At 67.8% G+C, this 16,892-nt stretch carries 14 protein-coding genes and 1 tRNA gene; 7 read left to right on the top strand and 8 right to left on the bottom strand.

What is annotated here, in order from left to right; translation table 11 throughout:
- Positions 1 to 53: 53 nt before the first annotated feature.
- Both tsaE and E5790_RS16540 read right to left on the bottom strand, forming a co-directional pair.
- A complete protein-coding gene (gene tsaE / locus E5790_RS16545) occupies positions 54 to 536 on the bottom strand; it encodes a tRNA (adenosine(37)-N6)-threonylcarbamoyltransferase complex ATPase subunit type 1 TsaE (protein ID WP_049405932.1) in 483 nt (160 codons plus the stop codon).
- On the bottom strand, positions 533 to 2,017 hold the full coding sequence (locus tag E5790_RS16540) for an NAD(P)H-hydrate dehydratase (RefSeq protein WP_111205987.1): 1,485 nt from the start codon (positions 2,015 to 2,017) through the stop codon (positions 533 to 535). Before E5790_RS16540 ends, tsaE begins: the two co-directional genes overlap by 4 nt.
- Before the next feature lie 23 nt (positions 2,018 to 2,040).
- Between E5790_RS16540 and queG the strand changes: the two genes are divergently transcribed.
- Entirely contained in the window at positions 2,041 to 3,111 is a 1,071-nt protein-coding gene (gene queG / locus E5790_RS16535) for a tRNA epoxyqueuosine(34) reductase QueG (protein WP_032956157.1), read from the top strand.
- Positions 3,112 to 3,155: 44 nt separating this feature from the next.
- The gene (gene xseA / locus E5790_RS16530) at positions 3,156 to 4,487 is read left to right on the top strand and encodes an exodeoxyribonuclease VII large subunit (RefSeq protein ID WP_111205986.1); all 1,332 of its coding nucleotides are present in this window, start codon (positions 3,156 to 3,158) and stop codon (positions 4,485 to 4,487) included.
- A 596-nt stretch (positions 4,488 to 5,083) separates the two neighbouring features.
- On the opposite strand, the gene E5790_RS16525 is transcribed toward xseA, so the two are convergent.
- Positions 5,084 to 5,980, bottom strand: a complete 897-nt coding sequence (locus E5790_RS16525; protein ID WP_136191777.1) for a M48 family metallopeptidase — start codon at positions 5,978 to 5,980, stop codon at positions 5,084 to 5,086.
- Between the two features lie 84 nt (positions 5,981 to 6,064).
- Entirely contained in the window at positions 6,065 to 7,951 is a 1,887-nt protein-coding gene (locus E5790_RS16520; RefSeq protein WP_014647818.1) for a formylglycine-generating enzyme family protein, read from the bottom strand.
- Positions 7,952 to 8,035: 84 nt separating this feature from the next.
- Between E5790_RS16520 and rnd the strand changes: the two genes are divergently transcribed.
- Together rnd and E5790_RS16510 are read left to right on the top strand one after the other, a co-directional pair.
- Positions 8,036 to 9,115 (top strand): ribonuclease D, encoded by a 1,080-nt coding sequence (gene rnd / locus E5790_RS16515; RefSeq protein ID WP_134809115.1) that lies wholly within the window; start codon positions 8,036 to 8,038, stop codon positions 9,113 to 9,115.
- 89 nt (positions 9,116 to 9,204) lie between these two features.
- Positions 9,205 to 10,278, top strand: coding sequence for a hypothetical protein (locus tag E5790_RS16510; RefSeq protein ID WP_111205475.1), 1,074 nt, complete (start codon positions 9,205 to 9,207; stop codon positions 10,276 to 10,278).
- A 71-nt stretch (positions 10,279 to 10,349) separates the two neighbouring features.
- Here the strand turns inward: E5790_RS16510 and E5790_RS16505 are convergent, their stop codons facing one another.
- Positions 10,350 to 12,680, bottom strand: coding sequence for a TonB-dependent receptor (locus E5790_RS16505; protein ID WP_049419229.1), 2,331 nt, complete (start codon positions 12,678 to 12,680; stop codon positions 10,350 to 10,352).
- Between the two features lie 231 nt (positions 12,681 to 12,911).
- Between E5790_RS16505 and E5790_RS16500 the strand changes: the two genes are divergently transcribed.
- Positions 12,912 to 12,987 (top strand) — tRNA-Ala (locus E5790_RS16500).
- 61 nt (positions 12,988 to 13,048) lie between these two features.
- On the opposite strand, the gene E5790_RS21940 is transcribed toward E5790_RS16500, so the two are convergent.
- Positions 13,049 to 13,222, bottom strand: a complete 174-nt coding sequence (locus tag E5790_RS21940; RefSeq protein ID WP_006457496.1) for a hypothetical protein — start codon at positions 13,220 to 13,222, stop codon at positions 13,049 to 13,051.
- A gap of 158 nt (positions 13,223 to 13,380) precedes the next feature.
- Here E5790_RS21940 and E5790_RS16495 point away from each other — a divergent pair, with 158 nt between their 5' ends.
- Positions 13,381 to 13,866 (top strand): hypothetical protein, encoded by a 486-nt coding sequence (locus E5790_RS16495; RefSeq protein WP_136191805.1) that lies wholly within the window; start codon positions 13,381 to 13,383, stop codon positions 13,864 to 13,866.
- A gap of 6 nt (positions 13,867 to 13,872) precedes the next feature.
- On the opposite strand, the gene E5790_RS16490 is transcribed toward E5790_RS16495, so the two are convergent.
- Positions 13,873 to 14,634 (bottom strand): SDR family oxidoreductase, encoded by a 762-nt coding sequence (locus E5790_RS16490; protein WP_014647822.1) that lies wholly within the window; start codon positions 14,632 to 14,634, stop codon positions 13,873 to 13,875.
- A gap of 132 nt (positions 14,635 to 14,766) precedes the next feature.
- Here E5790_RS16490 and E5790_RS16485 point away from each other — a divergent pair, with 132 nt between their 5' ends.
- Positions 14,767 to 15,609 carry a methylated-DNA--[protein]-cysteine S-methyltransferase gene (locus E5790_RS16485; protein WP_126411190.1) on the top strand — a complete coding sequence of 281 codons (843 nt, stop codon included), beginning with the start codon at positions 14,767 to 14,769 and terminating at the stop codon, positions 15,607 to 15,609.
- 118 nt (positions 15,610 to 15,727) lie between these two features.
- Here the strand turns inward: E5790_RS16485 and E5790_RS16480 are convergent, their stop codons facing one another.
- Positions 15,728 to 16,753, bottom strand: a complete 1,026-nt coding sequence (locus E5790_RS16480; protein WP_126411191.1) for an NADP-dependent oxidoreductase — start codon at positions 16,751 to 16,753, stop codon at positions 15,728 to 15,730.
- Positions 16,754 to 16,892 lie beyond the last annotated feature (139 nt).

The raw sequence follows: 16,892 nt of genomic DNA, 5'->3' as shown, positions 1-16,892 counted from the left end.
GAATGCAACACTTTTTTCCTTAATAATCCGTAACCTGCCGGTCTTTGTTCTCGTCAGCCGACAGAAATGGCCTGCAAGTCGCCCCCTTGCGGCAACCGTTCCAGCCATTCATGTCCTACGTCGCTGGCCCCAGTGAGACGGACGCGTCGTCCCTGCCCCTCGATCTCCAGCGCCACCACCAGGTCGGTCGGCGGCAGCGCGCCGGCGCCCCGTTCCGGCCATTCGACCAGCCACAGCACCGCGCTGCCCTCGTCCAGGCCGAGGAAATCCAGCTCACCGGCCTGGCCGATGCGATACAGGTCCAGGTGCCACGCCTCGCCGCCACTGGCCAGCGGATAGCGCTCGACCAGGGTGTAGGTGGGGCTGCGGATCGCGCCCTGCACGCCCAGCGCGCGCAGCAGCGCGCGGGCCGTGGTGGACTTGCCGGCACCCAGGTCGCCGCGCAGTTCGATCAGCGCCTGCGGCGGCCGGGTGGCCGCCAGCCACTGCCCGAGCAGTTCGGTGGCGTCGCTGTCGGCAAGGAAGAATTCGGTCATGGGGAGAGGTCCGGGTTGGCCAGTCGCCGCAGCGGCGCCAGCAGATCAGTAGGAAGCAGGCCGCGCGCGCCATCGGCGGCAGCTGCATCGCCCGCCAGCGCATGCAGCAGCGCGCCCGCGGCCGCGGCATCGAAGGCCGCAAGGCCCTGCGCGCGCAGGCTGGCGATGATGCCGGTGAGCAGGTCGCCCATGCCTCCCGCGGCCATCCCTGGGTTACCGGCAGCGATCAACCGGGGCGTTTGCCCAGGCGCTGCCACGATGCTGCCAGCGCCCTTCAGCACCACCACGGCATGGAAGCGCTCGGCCAGCATGTGCGCACAGGTGTAGCGGTCGGCCTGGATTTCAGCCGTGCTGCAGCCGAGCAGGCGCGCGGCCTCGCCCGGGTGCGGTGTGAGAATGGCATCGGGCAACGCGCGGGGATCCTGCGCCAGCAGGTTCAGGGCGTCAGCATCGACCACCAATGGCTTGTTGCTGGCCAGCACCCGCGCAAACAAGGCGCGTGCCCATTCGTCCTGGCCCAGACCGGGCCCGATCGCCACCACCTTCGCCTTGTCCAGCAGCGCCGGCAGCACATCGCCATCTTCCAGTGCATGGGTCATGGCCTCGGGCAACCGGGCCAGCAGTGGACCGACGTGGTCGCGGCGGGTGCCCAGGCTCAACAGCCCCGCACCCGCGCGCAAGGCGGCTTCGGCCGCCATCGCGATGGCACCGCCGCTGCCGTGGTTGCCGCCGACGCACAGCACGTGCCCGGATTCGCCCTTGTGGGTATTGGCGCGGCGCGGTGGCAACAGGGCCCGCAACCTCACCTGCGTCCAGTGCTCCGCAGCGGGTACCACGCCTTGCCAGGCCGCCGCGGGCAACAGCAGGGGCGCCAGGACCTTGTGCCCGCAATGATCCAGCGCATCGCCGGAATACAGCCCGCGATGCGCCACGATGAACTGCAGGGTCAGTGCAGCGCGCACTGCTACGCCCGGCACCGCCCCACGGTCGGCATCGACGCCACTGGGAACATCCAGCGCCAGCACCGGCGCAGTCTGCGCGTTGAGCGCGGTAATCAACGCCTGCGCCGTACCCTCCGGCGCGCGATCAAAGCCCAGCCCGAACAGGGCATCGACCCAGACGTCGGCCTCGGGCAGCATGCCGTCGAAATCGGTGATGGTGCCGCCGCCGGACCTGAATTCAGATGCTGCACGCTGTGCCAGCGCGGTCGAGGGCGGCCTGCCCGGCAGGGCGATCACTGTCACCTCGCGCCCGGCCTGCAGCGCGTGACGGGCCAGCACATGGCCATCGCCCCCATTGTTGCCAGCGCCGACCACCACGCCGATCCGCCGCGCCTGCGGCCAATGCTGCAGCAGGCACTGCCAGGCGGCCTGGCCGGCCTGCGCCATCAGGCCCCAGCCGCCGTCGGCGGCCAACGCCGAGGCCTGCGCATCAAGCGCACGCGCGGCAGCGGAATCGAACAGATCGGCAAGGTTGGCCATGCAGGGATTTTATACTGGTGCACATGTCCCCCGCCCCCACCCCTGTCGATCCGGTCCAGGCCGTGCAGCGCATCCGCGAACTGGCGCGTGCGCATGGCTTCCAGCGCTGCGGCATCGCTGGTATCGAACTGGGCGAGGATGAAGCGCACCTGGCCGACTGGCTGGGCCAGGGCCTGTACGGCACGATGGACTGGATGGCGCGCCACGGCACCTTGCGCGCGCGACCGGCCGAGCTGCTGCCCGGCACCGTGCGCGTGATTTCAGTGGGCATGGACTACAGCCACAAGGACGACACCGAAGCCTGGGCGACCCTGGCCGACCCGGGCCGCGCCTACGTGGCGCGCTACGCGCTGGGCCGCGACTATCACAAGCTGATGCGCAACCGCCTGCAGAAGCTGGCGACGCAGATCAACGATGAAGTAGCGCCACTGGGCTACCGCGTGTTCGTCGATTCCGCCCCCGTGCTGGAACGCGCACTGGCGCGCAACGCCGGCCTCGGCTGGATCGGCAAGCACACCTGCCTGATCGACCGCCATGGCGGTTCATGGTTCTTCATCGGCGAGATCTACATCGACATCCCGTTGCCGATCGACACGCCGGCCACGGCGCACTGCGGCACCTGCACGCGTTGCATCGATGTCTGCCCGACCCAGGCCATCACCGGCCCGCAGCGGCTGGACGCGCGGCGCTGCATTTCCTACCTCACCATCGAGCACGACGGCGCCATTCCCGAAGACATGCGTCCGTTGATCGGCAACCGCATCTACGGCTGCGACGACTGCCAGCTGGTCTGCCCCTGGAACAAGTTCGCCAAGCGCACCGACGAAGCCGATTTCCGCGCGCGCAACAACCTCGATACCGCGCGCCTGGACCAGCTGTTCGCCTGGGACGAGGCCGAGTTCCTGCGCCGCACCGAGGGCAGCCCGATCCGCCGCAGCGGGCACGAGCGCTGGCTGCGCAACATCGCCGTGGCACTGGGCAACGCACCGTCCTCGGCCGAAGCATTGGCCGCGTTGCAGACCCGCGTCGATGATCCCTCGCCGCTGGTGCGTGAACACGTGCAGTGGGCGCTGGGCCAGCACACGGCGCGCTGACGTGCGATCCTGAGCCCCCGCTCCACCCGCAGCACGCCGTTCCCATGCAGCCACGCAACAACGACATTTTCACCCCCAGCCAGCTCAACACCCTGGCCCGCGACCTGCTGGAAGGCAGTTTCCCGGCGATCTGGGTCGAGGCCGAACTGGGCAGCGTGGCGCGTCCTGCCTCCGGTCACCTGTATTTCACCCTGAAGGACGCGCGTGCGCAGCTGCGCGCCGCAATGTTCCGGATGAAGGCGCAGTACCTGAAGTTCGTGCCGCGCGAAGGCATGCGCGTGCTGGTGCGCGGCAAGGTGACCCTGTACGACGCCCGTGGCGAGTACCAGATGGTGCTGGACCACATGGAGGAGGCGGGCGAAGGCGCACTGCGCCGCGCCTTCGAGGAACTGAAGGCACGGCTGGAGGCCGAGGGCCTGTTCGACCCGGCGCGCAAACGGCCACTGCCGGCGCATGTACAACGTCTGGCAGTGATCACCTCGCCGACCGGCGCCGCCGTGCGCGATGTGCTGAGCGTGCTCGGCCGCCGTTTCCCGCTGCTGGAAGTCGACCTGCTGCCGACCCTGGTGCAGGGCAGCAGCGCCGCCGCGCAGATCACCCGCCTGCTGCAGGCGGCCGATGCCAGTGGTCGCTACGACGTGATCCTGCTGACCCGCGGCGGCGGTTCGCTGGAAGACCTGTGGGCCTTCAATGACGAAGCCCTGGCCCGTGCGATCGCCGCCAGCCACACCCCAGTGGTTTCGGCGGTCGGCCACGAAACCGACTTCAGCCTCAGCGACTTCGCCGCCGACCTGCGTGCGCCGACGCCTTCGGTGGCAGCTGAACTGCTGGTACCCGACCAGCGCGAACTGGCCCTGCGCCTGCGCCGCACGGCCGCGCGCATGGTGCAGCTGCAACGGCATGCGATGCAGCAGGCGATGCAGCGCGCCGACCGCGCCCTGCTGCGCCTGAACGCCCAGAGCCCGCAGGCGCGGCTGGACTTGTTGCGCCGACGCCAGCTGGATCTGGGCCGGCGCCTGCATGCGGCGTTCAACCAGCAGCAGGAGCGTCGCGCCGCGCGCCTGCGTCATGCGGCGGCAGTGCTGCGCGGGCACCATCCGCAGCGCCAGCTCGATGCGATGCAGCGCCGTCTGGCTGCCCTGCGCGGGCGGCCGCAGGCCGCGATGCAGCGCCTGCTGGAGCGCGATGCACTGCGACTGCGCGGACTGGCGCGTTCACTTGAAGCAGTCAGCCCGCTGGCGACCGTGGCGCGTGGCTACAGCATCCTGACCCGCAGCGATGATGGCACCCTGGTGCGGAAGGTTGATCAGGTACAGCCCGGTGACGCCCTGCGGGCCCGCGTCGGCGACGGCGTGATCGACGTGCAGGTCAAGTAAAGGGGTTCGGCAGGGCTGCGCCCTGCACCTGCCGAAGCGTTCAAGCAACAGCCGAAGCAACAGCCAAAGCTGGCATTCCGCGGGATGGCGGGGCGGTGTGGCTGTGCAGGACGCGCCGTAAACCCCGCTGCGCGGTCCGGCCCAGCCGCCGGCGGCTGTGCGTTCGGGCGCTTGCGAAGCAGTGCTTCGCAAGCAAAGCGCCCTCACCCTTGGGGGCTCGATGGCACCAACGGTCCTGCACAGCCACACCGCCCCCCCCGACAGTTTCCCGGCGACGGATCGGTAGATCCACGCCATGCGTGGATGAATCTCTGTCAGATATCGAATCAATTCGGGGTCAGATCCGTTTTCCGTAGGAAAACGGATCTGACCCCACGCCATTCCGACAGATCGCGAGAATCTGTCGAAGGCGGGGTGGGTCCGGTTGCGGGAGTGTCCGCGGCATGGATGCCGCGGCCAAGCCCCCATGGATGGGTTTACGGCGTCTCCCGCAACTGGCCCCACCCCGCCTACCCACAGGAAACCCGCTTCTGCTTCGGCTGTTGCTGTTGCCTTGGTTCGCAGCGGGTGCAGGGCTGCAAGCCCTGCCGCCTCCCCTACTTTGCCTGCTCGCAGAACTTCTGCCGGTACTCGAGCGCCTTCGGCATCAGCGCCTGCAGGTTCTGGATGCGGGTACCCGAGTTCGGGTGGGTGGAGGCGAACTCCGGCGGCGCCTGGCCGCCACTGGCCTGGCCCATGCGCTGCCACAGCGGCACCGCCTCGCGGGGATCGAAGCAGGCCGCTGCGGCCAGCATCAGCCCCACTTCATCGGCCTGCGTCTCGTGGCTGCGCGCATAGGGCAGCAGGTAGCCGTAGCCCATCGCCGACATCATCATCTGTTGCTGCTGCGCATCCATGCCGCTGGCGGCACCAGCCATCTGCCCGATCTGGGTCAGCTTCTGCTGCGCCATCCGCTGTGCACCATGGCGTAGAAGCGCATGGGCGATCTCATGGCCCATCACCACCGCCATCGCGTCACGCGTACGCGCCACCGGCACCAGGCCGGTGTAGACCGCCATCTTGCCACCCGGCAGGCAGAACGCATTGGCCTGCTCGGACGGGATCACATTCACTTCCCACTGGAAATCCCGCGCGAAATGCGCCGGCTGCACGCCGTGCTCCTGTGCCAGCGCGGTCTCCACCACGTCCACCTTGGCGATCAGGCGCTGGGCGATGTCGCGCACATCACGCGCGATCGGCGCATTCGGATCCATCGGCCGTTCCTGCGACAGGATCTGCTGGTAGGCCTGCAGCCCGAGCGCGGTCTCCTGGCGCGCATCCAGGCTGCTGTCGATCATCACCTTCTCGCCGGTGTAGGGATCGACCGTGCGATTGGAGAACCAGTAGAACACCGCATAGCCCGCCGCCAGCAGCAGCACCCACCAGCGGATGTTGCCGAACAGGCCGCGCCGCTGCGGGCCTTGCGGCGAGCGGGAAAAGGGATCGTTGCGCATCGGTGTCTTCCAGCAGGCCCCGCCGGCCGGCGGGCACGGCGCAATCTTAGTGCGCGGACGCCAGCAGCGGGTGAAGCCCGATGCTCAGATGCCCCGCACCAGACGGAAGCCGATGCGCGCGTTGGTGGTGTCCGAGTCCTGCGATTGCCGCCAGGCCGCACGGGTCTGCTCGGGCGCATTGGCCCAGTTGCCGCCCCGGATCACCCGCGACCGGCAGCCCGGGTTGAACCAGGCGACACCATCGGACGGCGCACGCCGGTAGCTGGCATGCCAGCAGTCGGCCACCCACTCGCTGAGATTGCCGGCCATGTCGTGCAGGCCGAAGGCATTGGCTTGGAAACTGGCCACCGGCGCGGGCCCCCACCAGCCATCGCCATAGCCGACGAAGGCGTTGTGCCAGTGCCGCCCCGAGGGCGAGACATCCTTGCTGCCGGTGAAGTTGCCAGCGCCGGGCGGCGGCGTGCCGGCGTCGCCCCACGGATAACGGCCACTGCTGCCGGCACGCAGCGCGTACTCGAATTCGGCCTCGCTGGGCAGCCGGTAGCTGCGTCCTGTCTGCTCGGACAGCCACGCCGCGTAGTTTTCGGCATCACGCACGCTCACATGCATCACCGGCGAATTGCCCAGTGCGCGCGCGCCATCGTAATCGGAACGCCAGTCCACACCGCTGCGGCGGATGAAATTGCCGCTGCGCTCGTCATAGACCACCGAGTGGCCGCGCCGGGTCGCACGCGGCCGCGCATTGGTCGACTTCACATAGCGCTCGAAATCACTGACCGTGATCTCGGTGATCGCCATCGCAAACCCGCGGTCGAAGCGCACATAATGCGAGGGCCGCTCGGCATCACTGGCACCGGGCTCGGCATCACCCGCGCCCATCTGGAAGCCACCATGCGGCACCACGATCATCTGCGGGCCGCGCCCGCCATCGCGCATGGCGTCGCTGAACACCTGCCCGGGACGGAAGCTGCCGTAATGGGTGGCCAGGTCGATGCGTTCGCGCAACTGGGCCACCACCGCATCCCCTGGCAAGGCGATGCGCAGGGCCTCGGCCAGCTTCTCGCGCGCCGGCTTCAGGCCCTGTGGCGTCGCCAGTTCGCGAAGGCCATCATCGCGCAGCTGCAGCAGTGCCGCCGCGCGGATCTGTTCGATACGTTCGAAGGCATCGGCAATGGCCGGTGATGAGTCACGGACCTTGCTGGCTTCGGCCAGCCAGGTGCCGGCGCTGGCAAAGTCACGCACCCGCGCCGCGTCCTCGGCACGGCGGATCAGGCCACTCTCGGCCGCCGCCAGGCCCTGCCGTGCCCGGCTGTTGTGTTCATCCAGGGCCAGCGCTTCACGGAAGTTGCCGATCGCTCCGTCACCGTCCTCACCGATCCGCCCCGAACGCAGGTCTTCCTCGCCGGCACGGTTGTAGGCCACCACGCGCTGGGCGAGCTCCACCCGTCCCTGCAGCGCGCGAACCTTCTCATCCTTCGGCGCCAGGGTCAGCAGCACCAGTGCCTGGCGGCTGGCCTCGGCCAGCGCCTCGCGCTGCTGCAGCGGCCGGACCAGCAGGGCATCGGCCTGCTGCTGAAGGCGCTGGCGGGCGCGCTGCAGGCCGTTGCGGGCCTGGCGGTCATCCGGGTCTTCTTCCTGCACCGCCAGCCACAGCGGAACCGCCGCGTCGGCGTCCTCGTACAGGCGCCCTTCGGCGAACGCCTTCTCGGCCGCGCGACGCAGCTGGGCCAGGCTGCGCCCCTGCCGATCGACCCGCGGTGGCGTCCACCGCTGCACATCCTCGGCGGCATCCTCACCGGCGATGGTGACGCTGCCCTGCGCCGCCTCCGGCGTCGCGTCCGCCTGCATGCCTTGCTGCGGCCGTGCGTCTTCGCCAGCAGCCGGTCCCGGCTCCGGTGTCGCCGAGGGCGACGGCGTGCAGCCGGCCAGGGCCAGGGCGGTGCACAGCACGGACGACAGCGGAAAACGCAAGCAGGATCTCCTTCGGCACGGATGCGGACCGACGTTAGGCTATTCTCCCCTGCCTGAGCAAACCCGAGTAGTAGGCCCTGACCCGTGGCAATCTGGATCACCACCCCCGCCGAGCTGGATCCGTACTTCCAGCAGCGTCCGGCCCGCATCGGCCTGGACACCGAATTCATCCGTGAACGCACCTTCTGGCCGCAGTTGGCCCTGGTGCAGATGGCGGTCGGGCAGGACATCCTGCTGATCGACCCCCTGATTCCCGGCATGACCGAAGCGCTGGCGCCGTGGCTGGCCGATGAATCGATCGTCAAGGTGATGCACAGCGCCAGCGAAGACCTGGTCGCCTTCAAGTGGGCCTGCGGCGTGTTGCCACGTCCGCTGTTCGACACCCAGATCGGCGCCTCGCTGGCCGGCATCGGTGGCGGTATGGGCTACCAGAAGCTGGTCGCGGAAATCACCGGCGTGGCGCTGGCCAAGGGCGAGACCCGTTCGGACTGGATGCGCCGCCCGTTGTCCGACTCGCAGCTGCAGTACGCCGCCGACGATGTCGAGCACCTGTTCGCGCTGCATGACGCCATCGATGCCAGGTTGCAGGCGCTGGGCCGCCAGCAGTGGCTGCACGACGACGGCGAGCGCCTGCTGGCCAGCGTCGCCAATGACGAAGACCGTTGGCCGCACCTGGCGATGCGCTCGGCGCAGTTCCTCGACACGGCCGCACAGCATCGGCTGCTGCGTCTGCTGCGCTGGCGCGATGTGCAGGCACGCAGCAGCGACCGCCCGCGCAGCTGGATCCTGGACAACGAACTGGCCGCCACGCTGGCACGCACGCCACCGGCCGATGCCGCCGCACTGGGCAAGCTGTTCGAACAGTTCCCGAAGGCACCGCGCAAGCTCGCGGGCGCTGTGTGGCAGGCGCTGGATACGCCGCTGGCCGATGAGGCCGAAGCACCGCTGGCGCTGCCGGCCAACGACAGCAACAAGCAGGCACTGAAGAAGCTGCAGGACGCGGTTGCCGAGCGCAGCCGCGAACTGGGCCTGCCGGATGGCGTATTGGCCTCACGCAAGCACCTGGAAAGCTATCTGGAACGCCGCCAGTGGCCGGCCGCACTGGCCGGCTGGCGCCAGCAAGAGCTGGAAGCGCGGCTGCAGGCGCTGCTGCCGGCACGCTGAAGCACCGGGCGCCGGACCACGCCGGCGCCATGCACCTTGAGCCTGCAGGGGCCGTGCTAGGGTTTACCGGTACTGACAAGGAGACGTCGATGCAGACCCTCAAGATCGCGACCGCCTGCGCACTGCTGCTAACCACGTTGGGCCTGGCATGCTCTGGGCAGGCCGCACCGCTTTCCTATGCACAGGAAAAGGAGAACACAGCCAAGCTGGTGGACATCATTGACGGCGCCACCCGCGACGGTCTGGTTGCCGTGCTGGTGCCGGCCCCGTATGTCGTGCACAACGGCGGGCCAGGCATCGGCTCTCCGGTCCCCGGCTTTCATCTGGGCAAGCGCTCGACCGACCTGCCCGGGTTCTCGACGCGGGTGTCCTTCCAGCACAAGGACATTCCCTCCCAGGGCTATGTGCAGCTGTTCAACACCAACGAACTGGAAGCCGGCCCGCAGCGGACGGTGTTGATGGACGTGTTCGAGGTGCATCTGATTCCGCCGGGCACCTATCTGCTGAACGGTGCGGAGAACTACCGCCTGAACACCCGCGTGGCCAAGCTGAAGCCGCTGGGGACTACGGACGAAGTATCGAAGGACATCGGCGCCACCCGCCTGGCCGACGTCGATTACCGTTTCTATTCCTGGAAGAAGGTCTGGGTACCACCCGGCGTCCTGACCGATCAGCACTCCCAGCAGGTCTGCATCTCGGTGCATGTGGCCTCCGGCAACTGCGTGGCATGGGGCACCCAGAACTACGAAACCTCGCGCCCGACCGAAGGCTACTGGGATGACAGGATCGTCCCTGAAGACATCCCTGCCGTACGCATCCAGGCGGTCATTGCCAAGGCCCACGCGCCACTGGCCTTCACTGCCCGCGAAGGGCAGATCCTGCTCAGCCCCTTCATTGTTGCCGCCGACGGCGATATCGATTTCAACGCGAACGACTGCGCACCGGTCGACAAGCTGACGGGATGCGCCCTGCGCCGCTTCACGGTGCACTACCAACCCGCGCCGCTGGACGCTGCACGCAAGCACATCGCAATCACCTCGCGCGGCCTCAACGGCAAGCAGCGCAAGGTACTGGAGCGGATGGAGGCGATGCAGCTGCAGGTGCTGGGCCCCAGTGCGCCGTCCGATGCAGCGCTGGGCAAGGGCGTCAGCGCCACGCCGTGAGCACGGATGATGCCGAGCAACGAAAAACGGCGCTCGATGAGCGCCGTTTCCGTTACACGACGGGGTAAGCCTTACCAGTTCATGTTCAACGAGACACCGACGGTGCGCGGTTCGTTGTAGACCGCGGCCATGTAGTTCTCGATCACACCCTTGAGGTTCTTCTCGTTGGTGATGTTGCGCGCGAACAGCGCCACTTCATAGGCACCGTAGTTGCCCGAGTAGCCGATCTTCAGGCCGCCCTCGAAATCACCCTTGGAGTTGAACTCCTTGCTGTCGTACAGCACGAAGCTGGTGTAGCCCTGCTTGTTCCAGTCGGTGGACACGAACATGGTGCCCGCGTCGCTGACCGGGAAGTCGTAGCGGGCGGCCAGGTTGACGTTGTACTTCGGCGCGTTCGGCAGCGGGTTGCCGTCGATCTGCGCGAAGGTGTTGGCACCGACCTTGATGGTCGGGTCATTCACCGTGCACACCACCTTGCCGTTGAGGCCGCAGACCTGCGCGTAGACGCGCTTGTCCTTGATCTCGCTGTGCAGCAGGCTGACGCCGGCGCTCAGGGTCAGGTTCGGGATCGGGCGCAGCTCCATGTCCGCTTCGAAACCGTAGGCCTTGGCCTTGTCGGCATTGAACAGCACGCCGTTGCCGTCCGAATCGTTGCCGTTGAGCTGGATGTCATTGACGGTGTAGGTGAACGCGGTGGCGTTCAGGCGCAGGCGGTTGTCCCACAGGCTGCTCTTCACGCCGGCTTCCCAGGACAGGATGGTCTCGGAATCGGCGGTGGTGAAGTCGGCATTGAACACCGCCGAACGGCCCTGGATGGTCGGGCCGCGGAAGCCGCGTGCGACCTTCGCATAGACGCTCACGTCCGGCGTGATCTGGTACATCGCGCTCAGATCCCAGCTCGGGGTGGTGTCGGACATCTTGACGTCGGTGCGGCCCTTGTAGGTCACCACGCCGGCGGCGGTGTCAGCGGTCTTCAGCAGGCGGGTGTGCTTCTCGTCCTTGGTCTGGCGCAGGCCGGCCGTGACGGTGAACTTGTCGGTGAAGGCGTAGCTCAGCTGGCCGAAACCGGCCCACGAGGTGTTCTTGTTGCGCAGGCGCACCCAGTTGTTCGGGTTGCGGGCCGCGCCCTGCAGGAACCATGCACGCTGGTAGAAGTCGGTGGTGTCGCTGCCGTTGAAATAGAACGCACCGGCCTGCCACTGCAGGGCGCTGTCGTCATGGCTGGCCAGGCGGAATTCCTGGGTCCACTGGTCCAGGTCGCGGATGCGGCCCATCGACTGGCCGTAGCCGTTCGGCACACCGTTCACCGGGAAGTTCACCGCCGCGCCGCCGTCGGTGTCGCCACGGCTGTAGCCGGAGGTGGTTTCGTAGGCGGTGATCGAGGTGAAGTCGATCGCGCCGAAGTCGTAACGCGCCTTCACCGAGCCACCGTAGGTCTTGTAGGCCTGCGGGTTGTTGTCGGCTTCGTCGTAGGCGACCTGGTCGCGCGGCACGTCGGTCTTGTTCGAGCCCTTGGTCAGCGCACCACGCAGGAACAGGGTCGAGGTGCCTTCGTAATCACGGGCGTGGGCCGAGGCCAGGATCGAGAACTGGTCGCTCGGGGTCAGCAGCAGCTGCGCGCGCACGTTGCGGTCATCGAAGCCGCCCATGGCGTTCTTCTTCGGGCTGACCGTGCCGTCAGCGCTCGGGCCCCTGTAGGTGTTGTCGACGTAGTCGTCGCGGTGCTGGTACAGCGCCGACACGCGGAACGAGGCGATGTCGTTGATCGGGCCGCCAAAGCCGCCGTCGATCGACACGCTGTTGTAGGTCGCATAGCTGGCGCTGACGCGGCCGGTGTAGTCCTGGGTCGGCTTCAGCGTGTCGAACTTGATGATGCCGGCGGTGGTGTTGCGGCCGAACAGCGAGCCCTGCGGGCCGCGCAGCACTTCCACCTGGTCCACGTCATAGACCGGGTTGGACTTCAGCACCACGTGCTCCAGCACCACATCGTCCTGGATGATCGACACCGGCTGCGAGGCACCCAGGTAGAAGTCGATGTTGCCCAGGCCGCGGATATAGAAGCGCGGGAAGATGCGGCCGGTGGTGGTTTCCGCATACAGGCTCGGCACGCGGCCGGACAGCGCCAGCAGGGTGTCGTCGCCGCCGGCGGTGAAGTCGCGCATGCGCTCGCCCTGCACCACGCCCACCGAGACCGGCACTTCCTGCAGGTTCTGCTCGCGGTGCTCGGCGGTCACGGTGATCGTGTCCAGGCCCGTCGGGGTCGGCGCGCTGTCCTGCGCGGCGGCACCAAAGCTGCCGACCAGGGCCAGGCCGGCACAGGCCAGGGCCAGCGGATGGCGGCGGAAGGAAACGAAGGAAGACGACATACCCGACAGGCGGCGGGAATCGGAATGGGAGGGCATGGAATGCTCTGAGGAGGCGTCCGTGCGGCCTGCGCGAGCCGGGCGGCAAAAAGGAGGAGAACTGCGCAAGCCGCCATTATCCCCCAAATTGTTACGATTTCGTTGCGCGGCATCCGGGCCCGACAAACCGGACGGTTTCGGCACAGTGCACGCCTTCATGCCACGCCGTCCGGCACATCCCGGATCGGCTTGGCAAGGCGCAGCCAGTTGGATACACTGAAGCCCTGCCGTGGGGCCATAGCTCAGCTGGGAGAGCGCGTCGTTCGCAATGACGAGGTCAGGAGTTCGATCCTCCTTGGCTCCACCACTCATTAAGAAGACCCGCCGATCGTCGCGATCTGCGGGTTTTTTCTTGCATCGATCACGAGTCAGGCAGGTTCCTGATCCCCGTCCTTGCGGCGTGGACCACGCGAATGCGTATCACGCACCTGCTGATCGCGCTGCCCCGGCCGCTGCTTTGCCACGTCCTCCTGCGCCCTGTCCTGACGGCTTTCCTGTACGCCCTGTTTCGGATCGCCAGGGTCTTTGTCGCGCTCGCTCATCGAAGTCTCCTGTGCCGGCGAAGGCCGATCAGGACTTCACGCTAGAGGCTGCGCAGTGATCCGCAGGTCAGGCCCGCGCGAACAGCGTGTGCAGTTCCGCTTGCCGCCGCAGCTCACGGCTCTGCAGAATCCGGACCAACATGCCCAGCCAGTCCGCGATGTCACCTCCCGCCCAGCACGCCGCGCGTACGCTGCCAATGCGCCTCGATCCAGCGGACGGCAGCATCCAGCTCGGCCACCTGACGACGTTGATCTGCCCCACCCTGTCACTGGAGGAGGCGCGCATCGCCTTCGCCACGCTGATGCATGGCGAGCGCGATGCCGGCACCGGCTATCACTGGCTCAGCCTGCACCGGGTCAGTCTGGGCGGTGCGCCCGCCGGCATCAGCCTGTGCTTCCACGGGCAACAGCTGGACATGGTGAAGATCAGCGTCGACCTGCCGGGTGCGACACTGGAAGACGGCTGGCCGACCCAGGTCGCGATCGATGCCGAAGTCGCTTTCATGCGTCGCACCTTGGCCACGGCTCTGGGGCGCAAACTGGCAGGTGGCCGCGCCCGGTTCGAGTGGGGCGAGGCATGGGCCCGGTTCGACCCGAAAGGCTTCATGGCCAGCAGCGGTATCCACTACACGCCGCGCTCATGACGCCGCTCAGGTACGGGTGATCGACACTCCACCTTCAACACGCATCGCGGTACCGGTAACGAAACTGCTTTCATCGCTGGCCAGGAACAGCGCCGCGTTGGCGATCTCCTCCGGCTCGGCCATGCGCTTGAGTGCGTGCAGCGAGCGCACGAAGTCGCGGGCATCGCCGGTGGGTGCGGCCTGCCGGCCCATCTCGGTATCGGTACCGCCAGGCAGCAGCACGTTGCTGCGTACGCCACGCGCGCCGTACTCGGCGGCGATCACCTGGCTCAGGCCGATCAGTCCGGCCTTGCTCGACGCGTAGGCGGCCATGCCCGGGAAGCCCACGGTATGGCCGACAAAGGTACCGACAAACACCAGCGAGCCACCCCCGCGTGCCAGCAATGCCGGCAACTGCGCGCGTGCGGCATGGAAGGCGGCGTCGAGATTGGTGGCCATCACCTCGCGCCACGCATCCGCCGGGAACTCTGCTGCCGGCACGCCGGGGCCGAGCATGCCGGCATTGTTGAGCGCGATGTCCAGGCCTCCGAATGACTGTTGGGCCAGATCCACCAGCGCCTGCGCCGTGCCCGGATCAGCCACATCGGCGGCATGCATCACCACCTCGCCGCCGGCGCCACGGATCTGCTCGGCCAGTGCGTGCAGCGGTTGCGGCCGCCGCGCATTGAGCACCAGTTTTGCCCCTTCGGCAGCAAAGCGCAGGGCGCTGGCACGACCAATGCCAGCGCTGGCACCGGTGATGAGGGCGATCTTGTTGTTCAGGCGCATGAGGGTGGTACCGGTTGTGGAGTGGCCGCCACGATGCCGCGCCTCCGGCCCACCAACACTCCGTTTCCGGGCCTCGCGGCCAGGTGCAGGAAACGGAGTTTCCGCAGAACCGGCACGTGCCAGAATCCGCCCATGGACAGCACCGCCACCACCGCCCTCGACGCCCGCGTCGAACGGGTCTGCCGCCATCTGCAGGCCAGCCTCGACGAGCCCTCGCTGCAGGAGCTGGCCGACATCGCCGGCTGCAGCCCGACGCGCCTGCATCGCCTGTTCAAACAGGCCACCGGGCTGACCCCCAAGCAGTACGCTGCCGCGCTGCGCGCCGACCGCCTGCGCACCGGGCTCGAACAGCAGGAGCGCATCACCGATGCCTTCCACGATGCCGGCTTCGGCTCCAGCGGGCGCTTCTACGAGAACGCACCGAAGTTGCTGGGCATGACTCCCAAGCAATGGCGCGCAGGTGGTCGCGGCGAAGTCATCCACTTCGCGCTTGCCGAAAGCTCACTGGGCAGCGTGCTGGTGGCCAGCAGCGCCACCGGCGTGGTCGCGATCCTGCTCGGCGACGATCCGGAGGCGCTGCTGCAGTCACTGCAGCAACGCTTCCGCCAGGCCGAACTGGTCGGTGCCGACCACGGCTATGAGCAACTGGTGGCACAGGTGGTGGGCCTGGTCGAGGATCCCTCGCGAGGCGCCACACTGCCGCTGGATATCCGCGGCACCGCCTTCCAGCAGCGGGTATGGCAGGCACTGCAGCAGATTCCGCGCGGCCAGACCGCGTCGTATGCGGATATTGCCGCGCATATCGGTGCACCACGCTCGAGTCGTGCGGTGGCACGTGCCTGCGCGAGCAATCCATTGGCGGTAGCCGTGCCCTGCCACCGCGTGGTGCGCCGCGACGGTGACCTGTCCGGCTATGCCTGGGGCGTTGCGCGCAAGCGCGAACTGCTGCGCCGGGAAAAGGTCGCCAACGGCTGACGCCACCCGATAGCCGCCGACCTTGGTCGGCACGCCCAGCTTCCCGTAGGTGCCGACCTTGGTCGGCACGCCCAGCTTCCCGTAGGTGCCGACCTTGGTCGGCACACCCACCAAGCACTCAATCCAGCTTCACCACCAGCTTGCCGAAGTTGCGCCCCTGCAACAGCCCGAAGAACGCCTCCGGCGCCTTCTCCAGACCTTCCACCACATCCTCGCGGTACTGGATGCGGCCCTCGCGCAGCCACTGCAGCATCTCGCGTTCGAAGTCCGGCCACAGGTGGTTGAAGTCGTGCACGATGAAACCACGCACGGTCAGGCGCTGGCGCAGGATCTGGCTGAACAGTGACGGCAGCCGATCCGGGCCAGGCTGCTCGACGCCCCGCTCGTTGTAGGTAGCGATGGTGCCGCAGACCGGAATGCGGGCGAAGTCGTTGAGCAGCGGCAGCACCGCATCCAGCACATGGCCGCCGACATTCTCGAAGTACACGTCGATGCCCGCAGGCACTGCCGCGCGCAGCTGGTCCGCAAAATCAGCCACGCGATGATCCAGCGCCACGTCCACGCCCAGCGTCTGCAGATAGGCACGCTTGGCCTCGCCACCGGCGATGGCGACCACGCGCGCGCCCTGCAGCTTGGCCAGCTGCGCCACGGTCGCGCCCACCGGCCCGGTCGCGGCGGCTACCACCAACGTCTCGCCCGGCTTCAGACGGGCGATTTCATGCAGGCTGGAATAGGCGGTGAAGCCGGGCATGCCATATACCCCCAGCGCCGTACTGAGCGGCAGCCCGGCCGGATCCAGACGACGCCCCAGCGCCTTGGCCGGCAGCACCGCGTGGGTCTGCCAGCCACCCGGCGCCAGCACCAGCTCGCCTGCGGTTACGCCCTCGGCCTTGGATTGCAGCACCTCGGCCACGGTCTGGCCTTCCATCACCGCCCCTACCGCCACCGGCGCGGCATACGACGGGCCCTCGTCCATGCGTCCTCGCATGTACGGGTCCAACGAGAGGTAGCGGTTGCGCAGCAGCACTTCGCCATCGGCCAGTGCCGGCAGCGCAACCTGTTCCAGGCGGAAATTGGCTGCACTTGGCGCCCCCTGCGGACGCGAGGCAAGCACGATGCGGGACGCGGTGGAGGAATCGGACATGGCCAGGTCTCTGCTGTTGCCAGCATCGGGAAAGGACTGCCGACACTACGCTGCGGCGATCCCCGATGGCGGCCACGAAAACAGCGTTCCACTGCCCGGACCCGCGCGGGTCCGGCGCACCCCTTGCCCTTGCAGCTTT

The organism is Stenotrophomonas sp. PAMC25021 (assembly GCF_004795795.1).
In the GTDB taxonomy this organism is placed as follows: domain Bacteria; phylum Pseudomonadota; class Gammaproteobacteria; order Xanthomonadales; family Xanthomonadaceae; genus Stenotrophomonas; species Stenotrophomonas muris.
The sequence above is the reverse complement of the archived record's forward strand: the minus strand, read 5'-3'. Positions and strand labels throughout refer to the sequence as shown.